This is a genomic window from Paenibacillus periandrae, from assembly GCF_022458865.1.
Lineage (GTDB): Bacteria > Bacillota > Bacilli > Paenibacillales > NBRC-103111 > Paenibacillus_S > Paenibacillus_S periandrae.
In genome coordinates this window covers 1-277 of sequence record NZ_JAJNMU010000181.1, presented here as the reverse complement: position 1 = coordinate 277, position 277 = coordinate 1, and the positions used below count along the sequence as shown (strand labels likewise).

The 277-nt window shown below is 49.5% G+C and carries 1 rRNA gene; it reads left to right on the top strand.

Annotation, left to right across the window (positions count from 1 at the left end):
- Positions 1 to 160: 160 nt before the first annotated feature.
- Positions 161 to 277: ribosomal RNA gene (rrf, locus tag LRL21_RS45140) — 5S ribosomal RNA — on the top strand.

Sequence of the window (277 nt, the reverse complement as noted above, 5' to 3'; positions counted from 1 at the left end):
CGTATCGGAAGGTGCGGCTGGATCACCTCCTTTCTATGGAGATATTGTTCCTGTAACGGAACGTATCAGCAACACAAGCTGTCATGGACAGCAACCACTCACTCGTTGATCAGTTTTGAGAGGATAACTCTCAGAATTAGAAATAGATGAAAACAAATCGTTTGGTGATGATGGCGAAGGGGAACCACGCGTTCCCATCTCGAACACGACCGTTAAGCCCTTCAGCGCCAATGGTACTTGAACCGCAGGGTTCTGGGAGAGTAGGACGTCGCCAAGC